The organism is Pradoshia eiseniae (genome assembly GCF_002946355.1).
In the GTDB taxonomy this organism is placed as follows: domain Bacteria; phylum Bacillota; class Bacilli; order Bacillales; family Pradoshiaceae; genus Pradoshia; species Pradoshia eiseniae.
The window spans coordinates 268,232-287,207 of sequence record NZ_PKOZ01000002.1 but is presented as its reverse complement, the minus strand read 5'-3'; the positions used below and the strand labels follow the sequence as shown (position 1 = coordinate 287,207).

Here is an 18,976-nt window from a genome sequence, read left to right as displayed (position 1 = left end):
TACATAGCTGGTTGATTTCATATGTCCGGTCCAATAATATGTGAATTCTGTATGTTTATTTTAAAATTATTTTCTCTACATATCAATTGTGAAAAAAATTATCTAAGTATTATCTTAGGAATTAAATAATGCAAGTGTCTGTTTGCAATTACTGTGATATAATATGTTAGGTATTTTGTACCGTATCTAACGATACATGCACTAATTATTCTCTATCATAATATTTAATATAGTTGAATCACTAGCTGGTTGATTTTCTAGGCTATCAGATAATTATAAATAGTAGAGGTGTTCTATTGGTGAAAGATTGGAAAGTAAAGAATAGAAATATAACCAGAGCAATAGAAAGACTAGAGTGGAATGAGCATACATTGGTGATTGAAGGATATGCTTATCTGAATGACTCCAACATGGACAGGAAGGATACTATTGAAAAGTATGCTTTTCTTATCAACACTCATACTGGAGAAAAAACAAGTTCTATTAGTCTAAAGAGTATAAAACGTACCGATATTTCCTTTGTATATGGAGAAGAAGGAGATTTTGATTGGTCTGGGTATTCAATATCAATTGATTTTGATGAATTTCAAAAATTAGATTTCCTAGAGGGCTCATATGCTGTAGGAATAGAGTATAGAAAAAACGGAAAAATAATTGAGAAATTTTTAGTTGGAAGCCCAATTGTTGATTCATTGTCTTTTATCCCACGTCAATTCATGAATCGATCTGTCATAAACGCGGATGTCAATGAAGAGTCAGACTTTATTATTGCAATTTTACCTATTCGCGCAGCTATCGAAGATGTAAATTACCTAGCAGGAGATATTCAATTGACCGGTTGGATATCTGGAACAAATAGATATGAAGAGGTCATTCTCCAAAATGACCATACTGAATACATGCTGCCAATCGAGATTAATGAGAATTCTGAAGCTGAGTTCAGTAAGCTTCGCCTATCCATTAGCCCAGATATGCTAGATAAACTTAACGCCAGCAATGAACTGTCTTGTTACTTAAGTGGTCCAGATGGAAAAGTACCATTATTCTATGATAAAGACAGCTTTTTTATAGAGGAAATTAATGGCGCAGAAATAGTAATTATGAACAAAGAAAACGGCGGACTTACAATTGGTCAGTCGAACATACATGTCCCTGTACTATCAGAGATAAGCTGGCGTGAAACGCAGGCAGACATAGGTGTTCGTTACCCATCTTCCGAAGTGAAGAAAGTATCTTCCCTAGTCTTAAAGCATCACTCCTCTAATAAAATGCTAGAATTTGATGTATTTGCTCAGGAAGCAAGTGGAGATTTCTCATTAATACATGCTGTTATTGATTTGCAGAATCAAAAGAATCAGGTTCCTTTAAATATCGGAGAATGGTCAATCTACTTGAAAATTCATTCCAACCTAGACGATTTTGTATTAACACCTTTACTTTATGGGCTAAACAAGCCTGGCACAACTGAAAGCAGCTATTTAAAGTTTGCTATAAGAAAGAACCCAAATGGAACAAGCAAGCTTACAGTTAGTCATTCTACTATTAGACGATTAAACCCTAAAATCAGTGTGATTTTACCTGTCTATAATGTCGAAGAATATCTAGAAGAATGCTTGGAATCCTTAGTAGCTCAATCAATGAAGGACTTTGAAGTAATTATGGTTGATGATGGTTCTTTAGATGGCAGCCGAGATATTATGGCTGAATATAGTAACACTTATCATAACTTCATAGCTATTTACAAAGAAAATGGCGGATTAGGGCATGCCAGAAATTATGGTGTTTCTTATGCGTCAGGGGATTATATTATTTTCATGGACTCTGATGATTATATAGCAGATAAAGCTTATGAATTATTGCTTAATTCCGCTGAAAATTCTGGTTCAGATATAGTCATTGGTAATGTCAGACGTTTTAATTCTACAAGAGAATTTGCATCCGGCTTACACAGAAAGGTATTTAAAGAAACAATCATCGGGACTCACATTACTAAAAATCAAGAATTAATGTACGATACAACAGCATGGAATAAGCTTTACAAGAAAAGCTTCTGGGATGAGCATCAATTTGCTTTTCCAGAAGGAATTCTATACGAAGATATTCCTGTGACAATCCCTGCCCATTTCTTATCAAAGTCTACAGATATATTGTCAGAGGTTATATATTACTGGAGAGCCAGGGACGGTGCGAGCAAATCAATTACCCAGCAACGTGATCAGCTAAAAAACTTTACAGACCGCTTAGCTGTTGTGAAAATGGTGGACAGTTTCTTCAAGGGGCAAGAAATTGACAAAGAGTTAAAAATAGAAAAGGATTATAAGGTTTTAAATGTTGATATCCTGCTTTATTTAAATTCACTCGATGAAGTTGATGAGGAATATAAACAAATATTTATTCAGTCAGTCTCTGATTATCTAGGGAAGGTCGACCCTACAGCGTTAGAACGGTTAAATGCAATCGACCGCTTGAAGTACCACTTAATTAAAGAAAAGAATCTCGAACAGCTACTAGAAGTTCTCCGTTTCCAAAAGGAGGAACTACGTAAAACAAAAATATTCAGGGATCGAGACCGATATTATGGGAATTATCCATTTATGGAAAAACTCCCTAAAAGCATTTTCGATGTAACTGATGAACTTCAAGTACAAAGACAGATTGACCAATTACGCTGGAGACACAATAAGCTAATTATTTCTGGGTATGCTTATATTGATAAGATAGATATGAAACGGAAATCTTCTGTTGAGATGGACGCATACATTCATAATCCTGAGTCAGGTAAAAAGGTTGCTCTGAAGATAGAAAATATTAAAAGGCCTGATGTTACACATAAGAAGGGCATTGATATTAATTCAGCAATCCCATTAAAACGGCTATATAATTACCATTGGTCTGGATTCAATATTACGATTGATTTTGATAATCCTGAAATTGCTGATTTTGGCGAAGGTAGACAGGAAGTCTGGTTAACTTTGAAGGTAGGCACAATCTCTCGTACATTCAGAGTTGGCGGTCCAATTGCTGGCAAAAAGCCGAGACCGGGCATGGGAGTGACAAGCGCACAGAGAATATTCCCGAAATATAATGCCGCTTGGGACCTCGTAATCGAAACAAGCGATGTGTTCTCCATCATTAATACAATTACACAAAGCACTAATAAGCTTCTTATAAATGGGTGGACTGAGCTTCCAGTTGAAGAATCAAAGGTTGTAATGATTGATTGGGCTAGAAATATAAGTAAATCTTATCCGATTCATCCCATGGCAATTAAAGCTGAAGAGGAAAAACAAATCTTTACTAATAGGATGAAGAATGGATTTAGTGCGGAAATTTCATTAAAAGATTTGAACCTTCATAATTCATCCAAAGATTGGTCAGCTTATATGTTCCACGGCAGGAAACGCTACCCGCTGACATTAATGTCAAAAGCGAAAAATATGCCGACATTGATTGTTGGCTCATCAGAAACTCAAATCAACATGAATCCTGCGGGCAATATGAATATAAAGTTTAAAAAAGTCGCTCCTTATGTAAAATCATGTTTATTTGACAATGGAAGATTATTGCTGGAAATCCGGATGCACAAGAGTATGATGAATGAGTTTGATAAGATCAATCAGCAAACTGTTTATCTAGTATCAAGAGGCAGCGGCACAAAACATAATCTGTCTATCTTAAACCAAGAGTCTGATGGGGAATATCACGTTATCAGCTGTGAACTTGATATACTAAGCGGAGGAGTCGCTATCTTAGAACCTGGCAGATGGGATTTATTTATAACCCTAGATGGCAAAAAAGGGGACGCCCAAAAAATTTCAAGAAACAGGGTGGAGGTAAGGAAATCCTTATCATCGCTAAATAAGAGCAAGGTAATCTCTGGATTGAGTATAACTCCTTATATAACTGATAAGGGGAATTTCAGTTTTAAAGTTCTACTTCATTGGAACAAAATTGAACGTGGACCAAGAAGGCAAGAAGTTATCCAGAAAGTACTCTATCCATTATTCAGACTTCTTCCAATGTCTAAAAAGACAGTCATCTTTGAAAGTTATTGGGGAAAATCTTACAGCTGTAATCCGCGTGCCTTATATCAATATATGAGTAAAGAATACAAGGATTATCAATATGTATGGTTCTTCAAAAATGAAAACATTCATGTTGATGGGAATGCAAAAAAAGTACGCATTAACTCTATTAAATATTATTACTATTTGGCAAGAGCCAAATACTTCATCAACAATGCAAACTTCCCTGATGTATATGAAAAGAGACGTGGAGCAGTTGAAGTCCAAACTTTGCATGGGACTCCATTAAAAACTATGGGCTTAGATGTTCCAGGGGAAACGGATACGAAGGAAAAATTAGAGAAATTCTTAAATAGATGCAACCGCTGGGATTATCTAGTTTCTCCAAGCAGCTACGTATCAGATATTTCTAAGAGGGCGTTTAAATTTGATCGTCAATTACTCGAATTTGGTTTCCCACGTAATGATATGTTAAAACGGAATTGGTCTGATGAAGAAATAATGGCCATTAAGAATAAATTTCATATTCCATTAGACAAGAAAATCGTTATGTATGCCCCAACTTGGAGAGTCAAGAAAGGATTCCAGCTTGAATTGAATCTAGATAAAATGCAAGAAGCCTTAGGTGATGAATACGTTGTATTATTAAGGCTCCACTATTTTATTTCTAGTTCAATTAATGTCAATAAGTATAAAGGGTTCGTTTATGATTTATCGAGCCATAATGACATTCAGGAACTCTACCTGCTTGCTGATCTATTGATAACAGATTATTCATCTGTTATGTTTGATTACGCTAATTTAAATCGACCAATTCTTTTCTTCACATACGACTTAGAAGCTTATCGAGATAATCTTCGCGGATTATATATCGATTTTGAAGAAGAAGCTCCAGGACCGCTTTTAAGAGATACCGAAGAAATTATTGATGCAATTAAAAATTTAGATAAAGTACAGGCAGAATATGAAATCAAATTCAAACAGTTTAGAAACAAGTTCTGCCAATTTGATAATGGGAATGCTACACAGCTAGTAGTCGAAAAAATGTTAAATCATAAGAAGGCAATTTAATTATCTAGTAAGCTAAATCATTGAGTGCACCGAAAAGTTAGAGTAAAAGATGAACTGCACTCCAATTGTTAGACACACGTTTAACAATCGGAGATGCAGTTTTTCTATGGCAAAATATACATCAAATGAAAAATTAAAAGTGACACTCTAGATTACAAGCTGATTAGTCTAATGAATATCCAATTTTCCCTAAATCCACTTGTATACAAGTAGGTAATATACATCAATTCAGAGAATCACGTAAATTGCAATGCTCTGCCTCTACATCCGTATGGGCTTGAACGGCACTCTTTATTTATACTTTGCATCCAAGGTATGAATGACCCCAATATCCATTCCTGTTCTTCTAAAAATTACTTCATGATTTCAGCCAGCTGTTTTTACCACCACTTCCATTCTATTTACCACTATCTAAAAAGAATGTTCTTATCTATTCTGTTCACTGTTATTCCTACTAGAGATTGTTAGTCGGTAGCTGTTTGTCACTTTACATGGATCTCTGCGGTCATGAATTCCTAGCCAAAAAAACAGCAATCTTAAAGCTTGCCTAGCCTACAAGGCTATCAAGCCCATCTCTCCAAATAAAGTTCACGTCTCGTCAGGTATACTTATAGCGGCGGCTCAAGAATTGCTGAGTCCCCGAGTCATGACTTTAATTAGTGCTGATAATTTGTCTGTCATTCAGTGGTAAAACATTTGCCATTCATTGGTAAAAACAACAGTGAAAAGTTTATACCTCATCAAAAGATTATAATTTTAAAATAAAATAAGCCTTTATACCTATCATATTTTCATCCTTTTTTATTATCATTAAGAAAGATAGTTCAAAAAGCATAATCAATATTCCTAACAAGGAAAATAAACCAGCCCTTAAGTATGTGAACCATGACAAAAAGTTATAGTGTTAAAAGGAAATTTGATAAATTTGTACTAGACTTCTGAGGATATGCAGAACAATGAAACGGAGCAACGCGAACAACAGGAAATATTCATGAGACTCCGTTCTTTCTATCAAATAGGGATAAAAGCCTTCCTAAGAATATGAGCTTCTCTATCATCCGAAAGTACAGGGCACTCTTGCCTGATATGAAAATCCAATCGCTCAGCTCCGTTTATCGAATCTTTTCACCCCGTTCACATACACCTCCACTCATAAACTTTTATCACTAGATGGAGGTAGGGCGAAACTACGAAATATGGAGGAATCGTTTTATAGAAGATAGAAAGCGACTTTTTATACATAATGAATAAATCTGACGAAACATTTACAAATTAAAACATAATTTGCTATCATTTGGAAAAATGTTAGTAATTACCCTTTATTTATCTATACTATTTCTACTATTATTAAAATTGAATATATATAATGGCATATTTATAACTATCAAACTTAAGTCTGCTGTTACTAGGGAGGAAATTATTATGGCTATGTACCAAACTCCTGAGGAAATGTATAAAAAAAGAAAAATCAAACGTAATATCTTATATGTTTCCCTAATTATATTGGCAATAGGATTGGTATTGGGACTTCAATTCTTACTTTATTCCATGTAATCATTCATTAAATATTATAAAAGATGGCTATCCATCACCTCTTTACGCGGGTGGGATAGCCTATTTTTCATTCATATCTCTACAGCCGTTTCTCCTTGCATACTCCTCTACCAATAAGTTATCACGCACTTAGTGAAGTAAGAGAATGAAGAAATAAGAAACAATCATACATTAATTAATCAATCAATTGATTAATCAAACAGCCGACATTAACTAAGCCAATGCCAAACATTAAAACTATCTGCTTAACGTTGCAGAAATTAAAAAGAAACAACCGTCGTTCATTCAACGGTTGTTTTCCTTTACAATTAGCGCAGCACTCGCGCCACACACAATTATTTCGATACATATCCTTCTGGATTGTTCTTATGCCAATTCCAAGCATCCGAAATGATTTTCTCTAAGGAATCAAACTGCGGTTTCCAACCTAGAACAGTTTGCGCTTTCTCTGATGAAGCGATTAGAACAGCCGGATCTCCCGCTCTTCTCTCTTTCACATCGGCAGGGATTGGATGCTCGGTTACCTTCCTTGCTATATCAATAACCTCTTTAACAGAGTATCCATTCCCATTTCCGAGGTTGAAGATATCGCTAGGATTCCCTTTTCTTAGATACTCTAATGCCAGGTAGTGCGCAGATGCTAAGTCCATTACATGAATGTAATCACGGATACATGTTCCATCCTCTGTTGGGTAGTCATCCCCAAACATGTATACCTTGTCTCTTTGGCCAAGCGGCACCTGTAATACCAATGGAATGAGATGGGTTTCAGGATCATGCATCTCCCCGATTTCTCCACTCTGATGGGCGCCAGCAGCATTGAAGTATCTTAAAGAGACGAATTTCACATCATAGCCTTGGTCAAACCATTTCATCATTTTCTCCATAGCAAGCTTCGTCTCGCCATAGGTATTCGTAGGATTCGTTTCATTGTCTTCCATGATAGGAATTGTCTTAGGCTCCCCATATGTCGCTGCTGTGGAGGAAAAGACGATTTTGTTTACTTGATTCGTTTTCATGACATCCAATAAACACATCATGCCGTAAACATTATTATCATAGTATTCATACGGCTTAGTCATGCTCTCGCCAACTAGAGAGTTAGCAGCAAAGTGAATAACCGCTTCAATATTGTGAGCCTTAAAAACCTTATCTAACGCAGCTTTATCTCTAAGATCAATTTCATAAAAATGCTCGACAGAAACAGCTTCCCTATGGCCACTTTGTAAATTATCGACTACAACAACGTCTTCATTCTGATCCAAAAAATGCTTTACCGTATGAGAGCCAATATAGCCAGCTCCACCTGTAATGAGGATTGACATTCTATCACCTGCTTGTATTATTTTTTCTTCTATTATAATTAAACAACGGTCTAAGAAATTATATCATTTCGTATGCCAGGAGACTATTGGTACTCATAAATTTTACTCAATGCCACTAGCTTAATACCTTTAAAATCTTTTTGATAGAACTCTTGCTTTTGAAAATATACAGAAGGCCTTCGTACAATATGTGCTCCTTCAGCCTTTCGGGAACAGGGATTTTACCTAAGAAAACCGAATCATGCAGGCAGAGCGGGAAGCCCCCTATCCAGGAGCTTCCCGGTCTTCATCACTTCACATCCCCCTTATCTAGAAGTAGCCTTTCACTCAAACATTCTTTCCAGCCTCATGGAACATTCCATGAAACAAGAAAATTCGGGTGGTGACAGGCACCTTCTCTAAGTTTGCATTTCAAATCTCCTCATTCCCTAGGAATGAGCATTGCCACTTAATACCTTCCGTTGAAATTGGTAAAAAATTATGATTTAATTTTTTATAGTGTGTATATTTAATATTTATGGATTTCAGCAAAGTATAAAAAAGAAGGATGATCATGAAGAATGAGTACAAATATTTCCTTTGGATTAATAAAGGGTAATGTACCTTACCTATCAGATGAGTATTACAGCTTTAACGGAACTAAATCACTCATTGCTAGGAAGAAGTTTAATACCAAGTATAATGTTTACAAAAAAAACACTAATGAAAGAATTATATTAACTCAATATAAGCCGATGACAATTGTCCAAACTTTATCATATAAACATAATAATACCCACGAAAATATTGTTCTATATGTAGATACGAACCAAAAGTTATCATATGTAAGAATTAAAAGACCTAAATATGGTGACACACAACAAATAATAGAAAAAGCTGAAAAGACCCCATTTGTCCGGAGCATTACATTTATATTGTTTTCTACGATTTTCTTTCTCGGAGTATTAAGGGTCAGAAACTACACTTATGAAGATGCGCATCTATCTTTTGGGTATGATAAAAGCATATCAAAAAAAATCCACTTCCTGTTCCCAAAAAAAATTAGAGAAAAGTTTGCCCTAAGTACCAATAAGCTATCTCTCCTTGCCCATACATACTGGTGTATAACCCCAGCGAAAAATATCTATGAAGGGTATATCAAAAACAGTGAGATTAATGTCCCTGTCTTCATACAGCTTACACAAGGCAACATGAGCTTTTGGTACCCTTTAAAATCCGATTCTAAGCATATATACAATAAGAAGCACTATATCTTCAGCACAAGATCAACTCGGGTGAGAAAAACGAATAATGAATTATTTATACGTAAATCAATCACCGGTCAATATGTCATTGTTATAACGAGCCTTATGAGCAAATGGATAAACCTTGTAGAGAAAGCTGCCTATTTCATGAGCAAGCTCTCAAAAAATAAAGAAGTCTATGATATTTATTTCGAAAAATTCTCACAAGGAGCCTCGGAATCCGGATTTGAATTGTTTAAATATGCTTTCGAGAATAATAAAAATGCCGTGTATATCCTAGATAGAGACTATCATAAGTTTCAGGAGCTAAAAAATATTTACGGAAATAATCTCGTCGCAAAAAATAGCTTCCGCGCTTTTTACTACATTTTCTTAGCAAGAAGCTTCCAATCCTCCGATCTAGTATCACATATTCAAAGAAGACTATATGATAATGATAGTTTAATAAAAAGGAAAATTCTCGCTTGTAACAAGAAGATTATGTTGCAGCATGGCGTTTGCCTATGTACCAATATCTTCGAAAGAGGATACTTCAATAAAAAGGTCCCAATCACTCCAGACTATCTCTTAGTTAATTCTAAATATGAAAGGGATTTATTTATTCAGAACACAGAATACCATGCAAATGAATTAATGGTTACTGGATTACCAAATCTTGATTTATATGTAAAAGAAAAAAACAATACAAAAAAAGAAATCACATTCCTGCTCACTTGGAGACCTTGGGATATTACAGGCAAAATTGAAGAAGGAAGTTATATTGATAGATATTTATCATTTTTAAAATTAATTCAGACTCATCACTTTTATTCCGATAAGAAAGTAAACATTATATTGCATCCTAAATCAAGGATTATCTTAGAAGAACAGTTCCCTGATATATATAAGGACTTATCAAAGCATCTTTATGACGGGGATATTAAAGAAGCTCTTATAAATAGTAAAGTTGTTATTTCAGACTACTCATCAATTATCTATTATGCTTTCGCAGGCGGAAGTAACATCATTCTTTATTGGCAAGATAAAGAACTGGCTGAGTCTCAATATGGAAGTAAAAATATACTCCAAGAAGAGATTGCGTTTGGGGATATTGTTTATGAATTTAATCATCTCCATACATTCATCGAAAAAAATTATTCTATTAGCCAACCAATAAAATATGTAAACCAATATAATATTTTAGTAAGTGAGACTTCAGGGACTAACACAAAAAACACATATGATTATATAAAATATTACATATTGAAAGACAGCACTGCTAAATTAAATAATCCGGATTCTCAAACGTTCAATTCAGATAACCCTAGTCCTAATCAATTTCAATAATATATAATAATAAAGCTGTTATATCGGTCTTCGTAATGAAGTACTTGTATATAACAGCTTTTTCAATTCATCTAGTATTTTTGGATTCTTACCACATGTTGAAGTGTCATCTAAATACCATAGATAAGCAAGAGTAAATAATTGCTATGCAGATGAGAACTTAGTTACAATGTACCCTTCATTAGGCTATAATTTCAAACTCAACATAAAAAAGCGGAAAGCCCCTATTAGTAGCTTCCCGCTCTTTATATCACTTCACATCATAATACTCACAATACCAATCTGCGAACCTTTGCAGCCCATCCTCAATCGAGGTGCTCGGCTTGAACCCAAACGCTTTCTCAAGCGGTTCTGTATCCGCAAAGGTTGCATACACATCCCCAGGCTGCATCGGAAGGAATTCCTTCTTCGCGACAATCTCGCGGCCTGTCGTCTTGCTCAGCGCCTTCTCAAGCGTCTCGATGAAATACATCAATTGCTCCGGGGTGGAGCTCTCGGTGTTATTCAATGTATGTGGTTTCCCATACCCATTTATCTAAACAACAATTATTTAGATAAATATCCCTTTGGATTGTTCTTATGCCAATTCCAGGCATCCGTGATTTTTTTCTGAAGAATCAAACTGTGGTTTCCACCCTAAAACAGTCTGCGCTTTCTCTGATGAAGCGATTAAAACAGCCGGATCTCCCGCTCTTCTCTCTTTCACATCAGCAAGAATTGGATGCTTCGTTACCTTCCTTGCTACATCAATAACCTCTTTGACAGAGTATACCTGTAGGTTCATCGAGAATGGGGATAATATCTTACTCCTTGGTCCACCTGGAGTAGAGAAAGCACACCTCGCAATCGATCTAGCATTAGAAGCTTTAATCCAAGGATATTCAGCTTACTATACACGTTGTGATGATTTCATTACAACGTGTAAAAAAGCAAATTCTCGTGGAACAACTGGTCGTTTGGTAAACAAACTATCAAACTTTAATGTTCTGATTTTAGATGAGATGAGATACTTCCCAAAAAAGCTTCTACATAAATCAAATCATTTGACTGTAAGGTAATGCAGCTATAAATACGTATGCGGGTAGTTCTTCACCAGTTGATCGATCTTGGATAGCTAGTGTAGAGCCAGCCCAGTCAACCTCCATAATCTCCCCAGGCTTTCTTCGAAGGGGCATGGTCAGTTTAAATTTCTTCGCGTAGTGCCCATATTTCTCTGCGAACGTTCGATAAGCATAAGGGATTTTTCGGGCTTCATGCGCTGGATCACTTCTGAAACGGTATTTCAGTGCTTGAACTAATCGTTCTTTGACTAATGCCGCCAAAGTGTAATTCCGGAATTTTTCGGCAATTAATCACAAAAAACCTCCTGTCTCAAAGTGTCATGCTTATTCGCATGCCTCTTCATTATACAGGAGGTTCATTCATGTTTATGTGAGTGGCTCAATCTTCCTGCACCGAGTGGCTCTATACTCCGCAATCGGTGGCTTAATTTAACGCACTAGTGGCTCATTTTGGATGCAATAATCACTTGACGTCTACAGCATTATGGGGGACGTTAAAAGTAGAGAAGTATTATTTACATAAATACGAGTCTTATGAAGCATTACAGCACGTTGTTGATCAGTATATACAGTTCTACAATACTGAACGTTACCAAGAAAATTAAACGGCTTGAGCCCTTTAGAATACAGGACTCAAGCCGCCTAATGCATTTTTATTATTTACACTGTCTACTTGACAGGGAGCAGTATCACTTGACCGATATTTAACCGGGTTGATAACGACCTCAATAAATGCAGAGGACAAACCAATCAGCTGCTGCAGAATTTCCGCCACCTTCCTAGAAACCCCTGAACTGACATTATAGACACCATTCGTAAGCCGCTAAATCGTGCTCCTTCTTACGATGAGACCGTGGACTTTATAGCCCTTCTCTCTTTACCTTTCGGCAGACCATTGTCAACCACTGTCACTTTACGGGTGAATCTATCTGAATATCCTTTGTCGTCTCTCAACCAGTATTCAAGCGAATAGGTACCTGCTTTATTATCTTCTATTATTTTTCTATAGACCTCACTATCTACTACGAGATAAGATAGGATATCCTTTCCCGTTGCTTTATCAGTAGCCTTTACACCTTCAAAAGGATCAAAGCTTTCTCCCAAACTAATTATCACGTCCTTTAGACCCTCTACTATAGCCTTCCTATGAGTTACCTCTACCCAACGCTCCATTACAGCAGTATTCTGAGCTTCGTCTGTTACTGTATATATTAATACCCAAGAAGATCCTACTGACGTTGTATCAACAAAACCATCAAACTCTAGTTCTATTTTGGAGGTTAAGTCTCCATCGCAATTATCCGTAGCTCTTACCCCCTCCATCGGATCAAAAGTGTCAAACATCTGAAGCATTTTAGTTTCTGCTCCACTAATTACAGGAGCAGTCCTATCTACTACTTTCACTCTTCGATTAGCCGTTGTTAGGTTTCCAGACTTATCTCTGACTGTATAAGTTAGGTGATAAGTACCAGGCTTATTTAAATTTATCTTTCCCTCCACCTTGATATTCGCAGTTAAATTCCCATCTGCTGCATCATTCGCCTTTATACCCGCTAAAGGGTTGAAGGTTCCTCCAGCAGATATGGTAAGGTCAGAAATACCAGTCAAAATTGGACTGACCTTATCGACAACATGTACCTTTCGGATTACAATTGTTTGGTTTCCAGTCTTGTCTTTGACTGTGTATGTAAGTTTGTATGTACCTACTTGTTTTGTTTTTACAGTACCCTTAATTTTCATCAGACTGGTAATCGTACCATCTATGTTATCTGTAGCTTTCACGCCCTTCTTGGGATTAAAGGAATCACCATAATTAATAGTCTTATTACTAGCACCAGTAATTTTTGGTTTTTCTGTATCCTTTTTAACGGTAATAATACGCGTGACTGTTGTCTTATTTTTCGTCTTATCTACTACTGAATATTTGAGCTTATATATGCCGACTTCATTCACATTGAATTTTCCGCTAACCTTTATTTTGCTAGTTATATTCCCGTCAACATTGTCTATAGCCTTCACACTAGTTTTTGGATTGAAGGAATAACCCATATATATCGTTTTATTCAAAGCTCCTGTAATATTGGGCTTGGTTGTATCCTTCTTTACAGTAATGGTTCGAGTGATCTTACTAGTATTTTTCGCCTTATCAGTCACAATATATGTAATTTTGTACTTCCCAACTTTCTTAGTATTCACCTTACCGCTTACTTTAATTTTGGATGTGAGGTTACCAGCTGCATTATCCGTAGCCTTCACACCAGTTTTCGGATTAAAGGAATAACCCATATATATCGTTTTATTTGAAGTTCCGGTGATTTTTGGTTTGGTCGTATCCTTTTTAACAGTAATAACACGCTTTACCGTACAGGTATTCTTAGCACTATCCGTTACTTTATAAGTTAGCGTATACTTACCTAGTTTCTTTGTGTTAACTTTTCCTGATATTTTGATAATACTCGTTATGTTACCGTCTACGTTATCTTTAGCAGTAACCCCTTTTCGTGGGTCAAATGAATGATTTAAATAAGCAACCGAATTAGTAGCACATGAAATAGTCGGTTTAACTTTATCTGTTGCTGCATTAGCTAAGCTAGGGATAAAATAAACTAGAGGCTAATAAACTAAGAATTAAGGCTAAACCAGCTACAATAAAATACCTTTTCTTTTGCACTTTTATAACTTCCTTTCTTTGATAATAGACAATGCCCTGATTCTATTGACAGCAATCGAAAGACATCTTTATCACTGCTATTATTAAATGTACACATAAAGATATTTTAATATAATTACGAAAAAATATAAATATCACCATAATCTAAATAATCTGGTCAAACAGAAATTCTTTTATATTGAAATCTATTACAATATATGATCTTAATTTTGGAGTTCTATGATAACATCACTGCTCTCATGCGGTTACCTGTTACTTTCAGATTTAAAGGAGATTCATATAGTATAAAGGAAGAGAGCAAGCCTGGGATTTACACAGTAGGGTTAAATTCATGACATCATTAAGGAATTTTGAAACCGTTTATATTGGGGATTTTATCACCGTTGTTAACAGCATGCTCCTCCGTCAATCCAAGGTATCACGCGGATCTTCCTCAAAATCATGTTCCAGAGCCCAACCAATCGTCTCTAGAATCTTCTTATTACAATAATCCTTAACCCCCAACAGAAAAAGAGCGGGAAGCCCCCTATCCAGAAGCCCCCCGCTCTTAAATCACTTCACATCATAATATTCACAATACCAATCCGCAAACCTTTGCAGCCCATCCTCAATCGATGTGCTCGGCTTAAAGCCAAACGCCTTCTCAAGCGGTTCTGTATCTGCAAAGGTTGCATACACATCCCCAGGCTGCATCGGAAGGAATTCCTTCTTCGCGACAATCTCACGACCAGCCGCTTTACTTAGCGCCTTCTCAAGCGTCTCGATGAAATACATCAATTGCTCCGGATGGGAGTTCCCGATATTATACACCTTATGCGGCACCCCATGCTCATCCGCTGGCGGCGGCTGATTCAGCATTCTCTCCATCGAACCAACGATATCATCCACATAGGTGAAGTCCCGCTTCATGTCGCCATGATTGAAGATCTTAATCGGCTCGCCGGCAAAGATTTTCTGCGTGAAGCCATAATAGGCCATATCCGGTCGGCCCATCGGACCATAGACAGTAAAGAAGCGCAAGCCCGTTGCTGGGATGTTGTAGAGATGGGAATAGGATCTCGCCAATAATTCATTGCTCTTCTTTGTCGCGGCATATAAGGAAACCGGATCATCTGTCTTATCCTCAACCGAATATGGCGTCTTCCTATTCGCCCCATAGACCGAGCTGCTAGAGGCATACAATAAATGCTCAACCGCGGTATTCCCTTCATCATAAGAATGACGGCAGCACTCGAGAATATTGTAAAAACCAATCAGATTCGAATGGATATAGGCATCTGGATTGGTGATGCTGTACCGAACCCCTGCCTGCGCAGCCAAATTGACAACTATCTCAGGCTGATACTTTTCAAAGACCTCATCCAATGCCTGTTTATCTGAAATATCCACCTTCAAGAAGGTAAACTCATCATAATCAGATAGCAGCTCAAGGCGCTTTTCCTTCAACCGGACATCATAATAGTCATTCATATTATCGATGCCAACAACACGGCATCCTTTTTCCAATAGATTACGAGACAAATAGTACCCGATGAACCCAGCCGCACCGGTAATCAAGTAGGTCTTATTAGGATTTGGCTTTTTGTAGGTCATTCTCCACTAGCTCCTTCGCACGAACTCATTAAGCAGACTTTTCCAGACCAGTCCAAATAATCACCTACACTGGTCTGCTTTATCTCTGCTATATTATAGAAATTCGGTCCGGCGAACTCTATAGACACACTAATCAATTTCCAGCCTATTTCTTATCAAAGAACCTTCTAACTGACTCCACTGTGAACAATTTCATCAAAACTCCAGCATCAAATCAGGCCGCACTGGAGAGATGATGCTCTTAAGGAATTCCATTTCTTCTGATACACATTTGGGAAATTGTATACATTGGCGAGGAGGATGTTGCTGCTATTGTAAAGGGGTATAAAACCATCATGATACAGAGGAAAATACTAAAAGGGATGTAGACTGTACTAATTTGACTGGTTCTTAATAAGAAAAAGTCCATTTCTGAAACCTTAAAGGTTATTGATTGTCTCTCTCCGTCCCCTCATAATAATGAAGCACTGCTCCTATATTAAGAAACCTTAGAGGAACAGAATGGGGATAATAATAGGACATATAGCTACTCCATGGATAATGTTCAGGCTGCTTAACCATTTTCGCGACAACTGGATTTAGATGGATATACCTGCTAACCTCTAACATTCCTTCTTTATCCTCAATCAGTTTGTCATAAAATCGTTTCTCAAAGACATGCCCGTTAAGACGGTATTTGGTATTATAGTAGTTGGCATAGCGCTTATTAATAAGTGCCATGAGCTTTGAAAGCGGTGTATCCTTGCTGCATATTTGTAGATGGTAATGGTTTGTCACAAAGCAATAAGACGCCATTTCAAAAGGATACTTTTCACAAAGTTGTTCGAGAATATGAATAAAGGCTTCAAAATCAGCCGCACTTCGAAAGAGGGGATCTCGACGGTTTCCCCGGCAAACAACATGGTAATAACGGTTAGGAATAAAATTGCGTTTTGCCCTTCCCATTAAGTTTGCCTTGCAATGCTCTGTTGTTTTTGAATGCTCCAACGTCTTAAACGAAAAGCCTCCCAAAGAGCCCCATCCGTAATCTCCTTTTCTCCGGCTAAATCTGAGATGGTTCTCGCAAGGCGAATGATTTTGACTTGAACACGATTGCTCCAATTTTGCTTTGCCGTTATCTTCGTTAACATCTGCTGCTGTTCCATTGTAAGAGGGCTCCTGTCTGTCAGCCATTCCAGCGGAACCTTCGCATTAGATACTTCTGTCTGATAACGATCATACTGGATGCTTCGTGCCTTCTCTACCCTGGCACGAATATCATCAGAGGTTTCCTGCCACTTTACTGGCTGATCGAAATTAATAGACTGTAAAGAGAGCAATATATCCATTCTGTCATAAATAGGTCCAGATAAACGATTGCGATAAGAAAGAATTTGTTTTTCTGAGCACGAGCAGTAGTGATGATTGGAGCCTAAATATCCGCATGGACATGGATTCATGGCACCAATTAATAGAAACGAGGAAGGATAGGTAACAGTAGAATGAACCCTGCTAACGGTTACGGTCCCTCGTTCAAAAGGCTGTCGCAGCATATCTAACGTCTTTTTTGTAAACTCAGCCATTTCATCAAGAAACAAAACACCTCGGTGGGCAAGCGAAATTTCCCCCGGCCTTGGCGTGGAACCACCCCCAATAATCGCAACAGCAGATGCTGAATGATGCGGGTGGCGAAAAGGGACATGAAGGTGTTGTTCTCGTTTCTCTCCCGCTAATTGATAGAGACTCATCACCTCCAGCTGCGCTTTATTGGTCAATGGCGGAAGAATGGATGGAAAGGTTTCAGCAAGCAGGCTTTTCCCACATCCCGGAGGGCCGCTCATTAACACATTATGTTCCCCCGCAGCTGCAATCTCCAGCGCTCGCTTAGCATACTCATGACCAATCACATGACAGAAGTCTTTTGGGTAAGGGGCAACATTCAGATGAAGCGACTCAGCTTGTAACAAGGCTGGTTGAAGCGAAAGACTGCCCTGACCTCCAAGGTGGTTGACAACCTCCTCAATATGCTGAACAACCACGCACTCTTGCCCTTCCAACATATGAACCGGGATAAGAGGATCATGAGGGAAATAGATTTGCTTGATCCCAAGCTTCTTAGCCGAAATAAGAGCCGGCAACAGCCCATCTGCTTTTACTACCGATCCATCAAGTGACAAAGCACCAATAAAAGCTGTATCCTCTGGAATCTCGCACTTGATCACATCGAGTTCCTTTAATGCAGCAATCCCAATGGCTAAATCAAACAGGGGACCATGTTTCTTCTGCTCGGAGGGAGATAAATTAACGACCACCTTCTGGTCCGTCACATCAGCGCTAAAATGACTCAATGCCGCAATCACCCGCTCACGAGACTCTTTCACCGATGCATCCGGCAAACCCACAATAATTATCGACTCCGTTCCAGGCGAGATCCGAACCTCCACCTGCACTCGATATCCCTAAAGCCCCTTAAGACCAATACTGGATACCTTAACCGTCACTAAAAAAACCTCCAAGCTTATTAAATTTTAAACTAAATGGAATGGAAGATTGTTTTACATTGTAGGTAATAATAGAGGAAACAAAATAGAAGAAGTAAATTAAAGATACGAGAAAATGAAAACCAAGGACCGAGGGAGCTACTAAAGATAATCATTCGACAAACTACGCAAACCCCTTCAAAAGTCCCGATTATTTTCTCCAAAAGAAAAAAAGGCCCCATACACAAAAGGAGCCTTCAGTCAAAAATGCCTACCACCCCAACTGTGGAACAACCCGTGAAACAAGAAAAATCGGGTGGTGACAGGCACCTTTTCTTTAGGTAAACTGTTGAATCTTATTTGTTGTTTTCTGTTTATCCTTATTTGTGGAAAACTGTTGAGTCTAGTTTATCGTTTACACCCTTAAACCCTTAAGATCAACACTAGATATCTTAACCGTCACATAAAAACTCCAAGTTATTAAATTTTATTACTGAAGAAATGAAAGAATGATGTAATTTCATAGATAATAATAGAGGAAACAAAGTAGAAGAAAAAAGTTTGAAGACATTGTAAAATAAAAAAAGAATCTACCAAATAGATAAATTTAGCATAAATACCAAAATAATTTTAAAAATCCAAAGATA

Annotated in this window: 13 protein-coding genes; 4 read left to right on the top strand and 9 right to left on the bottom strand. The window is 37.3% G+C overall.

Going from position 1 to position 18,976, the window contains the following annotated elements:
* Positions 1 to 299: 299 nt before the first annotated feature.
* Positions 300 to 5,096, top strand: a complete 4,797-nt coding sequence (locus tag CYL18_RS06215; protein ID WP_146102820.1) for a bifunctional glycosyltransferase/CDP-glycerol:glycerophosphate glycerophosphotransferase — start codon at positions 300 to 302, stop codon at positions 5,094 to 5,096.
* A 1,889-nt stretch (positions 5,097 to 6,985) separates the two neighbouring features.
* Here CYL18_RS06215 and galE read toward each other — a convergent pair.
* Positions 6,986 to 7,975 (bottom strand): UDP-glucose 4-epimerase GalE, encoded by a 990-nt coding sequence (gene galE, locus CYL18_RS06210; RefSeq protein ID WP_104848615.1) that lies wholly within the window; start codon positions 7,973 to 7,975, stop codon positions 6,986 to 6,988.
* A gap of 560 nt (positions 7,976 to 8,535) precedes the next feature.
* Between galE and CYL18_RS06205 the strand changes: the two genes are divergently transcribed.
* Positions 8,536 to 10,545 (top strand): CDP-glycerol glycerophosphotransferase family protein, encoded by a 2,010-nt coding sequence (locus CYL18_RS06205; RefSeq protein ID WP_104848614.1) that lies wholly within the window; start codon positions 8,536 to 8,538, stop codon positions 10,543 to 10,545.
* Between the two features lie 250 nt (positions 10,546 to 10,795).
* Here CYL18_RS06205 and CYL18_RS06200 read toward each other — a convergent pair whose 3' ends face one another.
* Positions 10,796 to 11,053 (bottom strand): Rossmann-fold NAD(P)-binding domain-containing protein, encoded by a 258-nt coding sequence (locus tag CYL18_RS06200; RefSeq protein ID WP_104848613.1) that lies wholly within the window; start codon positions 11,051 to 11,053, stop codon positions 10,796 to 10,798.
* Positions 11,054 to 11,122: 69 nt separating this feature from the next.
* A complete protein-coding gene (locus CYL18_RS19480) occupies positions 11,123 to 11,329 on the bottom strand; it encodes a hypothetical protein (RefSeq protein ID WP_236636294.1) in 207 nt (68 codons plus the stop codon).
* On the opposite strand from CYL18_RS19480, the gene CYL18_RS19690 reads away from it, so the two are divergent.
* The gene (locus CYL18_RS19690; RefSeq protein WP_407984519.1) at positions 11,304 to 11,603 is read left to right on the top strand and encodes an ATP-binding protein; all 300 of its coding nucleotides are present in this window, start codon (positions 11,304 to 11,306) and stop codon (positions 11,601 to 11,603) included. The genes CYL18_RS19480 and CYL18_RS19690 overlap by 26 nt on opposite strands.
* Here the strand turns inward: CYL18_RS19690 and CYL18_RS06190 are convergent.
* On the bottom strand, positions 11,580 to 11,867 hold the full coding sequence (locus CYL18_RS06190) for a hypothetical protein (RefSeq protein ID WP_104848611.1): 288 nt from the start codon (positions 11,865 to 11,867) through the stop codon (positions 11,580 to 11,582). The genes CYL18_RS19690 and CYL18_RS06190 overlap by 24 nt on opposite strands.
* A gap of 179 nt (positions 11,868 to 12,046) precedes the next feature.
* On the opposite strand from CYL18_RS06190, the gene CYL18_RS19685 reads away from it, so the two are divergent.
* Entirely contained in the window at positions 12,047 to 12,211 is a 165-nt protein-coding gene (locus tag CYL18_RS19685; protein ID WP_104848610.1) for an IS3 family transposase, read from the top strand.
* Between the two features lie 14 nt (positions 12,212 to 12,225).
* Here CYL18_RS19685 and CYL18_RS19235 read toward each other — a convergent pair whose 3' ends face one another.
* The 5 genes from CYL18_RS19235 to CYL18_RS06160 form a co-directional block, all read right to left on the bottom strand.
* A complete protein-coding gene (locus CYL18_RS19235; protein ID WP_161497088.1) occupies positions 12,226 to 12,381 on the bottom strand; it encodes a hypothetical protein in 156 nt (51 codons plus the stop codon).
* Positions 12,382 to 12,446: 65 nt separating this feature from the next.
* The gene (locus CYL18_RS06180; protein ID WP_407984522.1) at positions 12,447 to 14,159 is read right to left on the bottom strand and encodes an immunoglobulin-like domain-containing protein; all 1,713 of its coding nucleotides are present in this window, start codon (positions 14,157 to 14,159) and stop codon (positions 12,447 to 12,449) included.
* A 670-nt stretch (positions 14,160 to 14,829) separates the two neighbouring features.
* Positions 14,830 to 15,870 carry an SDR family NAD(P)-dependent oxidoreductase gene (locus CYL18_RS06170; RefSeq protein ID WP_104848608.1) on the bottom strand — a complete coding sequence of 347 codons (1,041 nt, stop codon included), beginning with the start codon at positions 15,868 to 15,870 and terminating at the stop codon, positions 14,830 to 14,832.
* 426 nt (positions 15,871 to 16,296) lie between these two features.
* Entirely contained in the window at positions 16,297 to 16,815 is a 519-nt protein-coding gene (locus CYL18_RS06165) for a transposase (RefSeq protein ID WP_104848737.1), read from the bottom strand.
* A complete protein-coding gene (locus CYL18_RS06160) occupies positions 16,815 to 18,299 on the bottom strand; it encodes a YifB family Mg chelatase-like AAA ATPase (protein WP_236636275.1) in 1,485 nt (494 codons plus the stop codon). The genes CYL18_RS06165 and CYL18_RS06160 overlap by 1 nt, the downstream gene beginning before the upstream one ends.
* Between the last annotated feature and the right edge of the window lie 677 nt (positions 18,300 to 18,976).